A 3256-nucleotide genomic window follows, 5' to 3' on the forward strand; every position below is an offset into this window, starting at 1 on the left:
CAGTGGCCATAAGTCGTCAGCCACTTCACCTTCAAGCGTATCAACATGTAAACGCACTTTATCCATCAACTGACGGATATCATTTGCACAGAAGTTCATATGTGCTTCAATTGAATCAAAGTCATGCTTATTTAAAGCCGCTTCAAGTTCGCTGACCGTGGCCAACATAGCATTGGTTTCCTGAGCAATCAGACTCACCACGGAATTATTCATCTCTATTCCCATGTCTGCCATACTGGTATGGGTGACGGACAGTTCTGTCAGATACTGCGATGCGGATGGGTAAATCAACGTTTTTGCCATCTCAACTACGAGCTTGGCTTCCACTTCAATAGAAAGAATATATTGCTCGGCGTATACCTCAAAGCGGCTTTCCAGTTCGACAGGTGTGAATACACCAGTGCGAGAGAATAACTCACGGATAGCCTCATCACGAAGGTAAGGCAGAGCATCAGCAGAAGTCGGTAAGTTTTTCAGACCACGCACGTCTACCGCCGCTTTGTGCCATTCTTCAGAATAGCCATCGCCACCGAAAACAACATTACCGTGTTGTTCCATTAACTCTTTCAGAACGGCCAGTACTGCGGTGGTTTGATCTTTGCCGCTATCTAATTCAGCTTTTAATTTCTCAGCAATCCAGTCAAGCGAGCCAGCCAGCATTGTATTCATGGCCACTAAGGGGCCAGATACCGATTGGGATGAACCCACAGCACGGAACTCAAAGCGATTACCAGTGAAAGCAAAAGGGGATGTACGGTTACGATCACCTGGATCACGTTCAAATTTTAGAATTTGTGACAGGCCCAGATCCATCTCGCCACCTTTTTTCGAGGTCGCAATATCACCCGCTTTAATATCCTGGAATACTTTTTCTAACTGGTCACCAAGATAAACCGATAAAATCGCTGGAGGCGCTTCATTCGCACCCAAACGATGATCGTTTGAGGCAGAAGCAATCACTGCACGAAGCAAGGGGCCGTATTTGTGTACACCACGAATAACTGCGCCACAGAATAATAAGAAATTCAGATTATCATGCGGTGTTTTACCTGGATCTAATAAATTACCTTGTGTGGCATTGCTGACCGACCAGTTAACGTGTTTACCTGAGCCATTAACACCAGCAAAAGGTTTTTCATGTAGCAGACACATGAAGCCATGTTTTTTTGCTGTGGCTTTCATCAAGGTCATCATTAATTGTTGATGGTCTGCAGCAATATTGGCTGACTCAAAATAAGGGGCTATCTCAAATTGACCGGGAGCGACTTCGTTATGGTGGGTTTTAGCAGGAATACCTAAGCGGTATAACTGGTCTTCGAAGTCTTGCATAAAGACCTGGACACGTTCCGGGATAGCACCGAAGTAATGGTCATCAAACTGTTGGCCTTTAGCTGGTGCAGCGCCAAATAATGTTCGACCAGCTAAAAGCAGGTCAGGACGTGCTAGAGCAAAATTACTATCGACCAGGAAATATTCTTGCTCAGCGCCACAGCTTGAGTTAAGCGGCGCAATCTCGGTTTCACCCATTAAAGCCAGCACTTTTCTGGCCGCACGATCCATGGCTGAGATGGACCGTAGTAATGGGATTTTCTTATCAAGTGCTTCACCGGTCCATGACATGAAAACACTTGGGATCATCAACGTAGAGCCGTTTTCTGTGTGCATAATGAACGCAGGGCTGGTCGGATCCCAAGCTGTATAGCCACGAGCCGCATTGGTCATGCGTAAGCTACCGTTAGGGAAAGACGAACCATCAGGCTCACCCTTAATCAATAAGCTGCCAGAAAATTCTGTAATCGCATTGCCTTCAGCATTGGTCACAATAAAACCGTCGTGTTTTTCTGCGGTGATATTGGTCATCGGGTAGAAAATATGAGAGAAAAACTTCACGCCTTTAGACAAGGCCCAGTTTTTCATGGCTGCAGCCACCACATCGGCAACGGCTGGATCTAATGGCGCACCGGTTTGAACAGTCTGTTTAAAGGCTTTGAAGGCAGACTTATTTAATGCTTCCTCCATTTTTGCCAGATTGAAAACATCCGTCGCCCAGATTTTATCTATCGGTTCAGATTTGTGAACAGTTGTTTTTTGACGGTTTGTAATATTTGAAATCGCTTGCAGGCGAGATTCATTTCCACTCATTTTCTATCCCTTAATCGCTGATGATTAATTGTTAATGTGATAAACGCAGTCGCTTTTTGGCGCATCAACTTTATTGATTGCGCATGTAATAGTGCTGTCGTTAGCACGGTTGTATCCCGACGCGAGCATCCCACCGTCTTTGTTTATGTAACACTAAAATAGAAAATAACCATATCAACATATTGATTATCAATATAAAAATCATCAGTGATATGAACGGCACGACATTCAGCGGAAAGGTTTTCAAGCGTGGTCGATATGAGTCTTTATTGAACTATTTAATGTGTGACAGCTATCAATATAGAGCAAATAATTTCAGTTATGAAGACCTATTTTTGTCACATAAATCGTGTATGGCAGAAAGAGATGTTTTCATTTTTTTCAAACAAATGTTAAAGAAATACATGCTGTTGTCGATGCAAAACATAATGGACGCTAATGAGGCTTGGTAGGGAGTCATATATGAATATTGATTTGTCATCTGTTCGAAGCAATGGGACGACTAAACACGCTGCCTCATCAGACTCGTCTCTGGACGCGCGTATAGCGGCTTTAAAGAAAAAAATGGTGGACTTGTTTAATGAACTCAAAGCATTGTTGAAAAATCCTGGTGAAGATTCCGAAAAGCAAGCGGAAGCCATACAAAAACAAATTCAATTACTTCAGCTTCAAATTCAACAGCTGGAAGCCTTGAAAAAACAACAGGAAAAAGCAGCAGAAAAAGATCAAGCCATTGCTACGCCATCCAACACCACGGTCAATTCGTCAGAAGCTACATCGGACACCAAAGTTGGCACTACGATAGACAGTTATAGCTGATAAAACAGTAGTCGAGCCGCTAATAAGGTAAAGATAAGGGCGGTGAGTGACTGCAAGATGCGCTGAGCTCGACTGGAAACAATTAACCACCGCCCCATACTGGCTGCAGTCAATGCCATAACGCTGAATATCATCAATGCAGTCAGCATAAATATCAGTCCTAAATAGACAATTTGCCACGATACAGATACGTCTGATGTATCAATAAATTGTGGTAAAAATGCCAGAAAAAAAAGCGCTACTTTAGGATTGCTGACATTCATTAACAATCCGATTCTAAGCAAGCTGAGTGAAG

General features: G+C 43.3%; 3 protein-coding genes. 1 reads left to right on the top strand and 2 read right to left on the bottom strand.

Features of this window, described 5'->3' with window-relative positions; genetic code table 11:
• On the bottom strand, positions 1 to 2142 hold a 2142-nt coding region (locus B4K20_RS11010; protein ID WP_289282915.1), incomplete at its 3' end, for a glutamine synthetase III.
• 462 nt (positions 2143 to 2604) lie between these two features.
• On the opposite strand from B4K20_RS11010, the gene B4K20_RS11015 reads away from it, so the two are divergent.
• Complete coding sequence (locus tag B4K20_RS11015; RefSeq protein WP_289282916.1) at positions 2605 to 2961, top strand: FlxA-like family protein; 357 nt, start codon at positions 2605 to 2607, stop codon at positions 2959 to 2961.
• On the opposite strand, the gene B4K20_RS11020 is transcribed toward B4K20_RS11015, so the two are convergent.
• On the bottom strand, positions 2952 to 3256 hold a 305-nt coding region (locus tag B4K20_RS11020; RefSeq protein WP_289282917.1), incomplete at its 5' end, for a LysE family translocator. The genes B4K20_RS11015 and B4K20_RS11020 overlap by 10 nt on opposite strands.

Source organism: Methylophaga sp. UBA5088, assembly GCF_002414625.1.
Classification (GTDB): Bacteria; Pseudomonadota; Gammaproteobacteria; order Nitrosococcales; family Methylophagaceae; genus Methylophaga; species Methylophaga marina.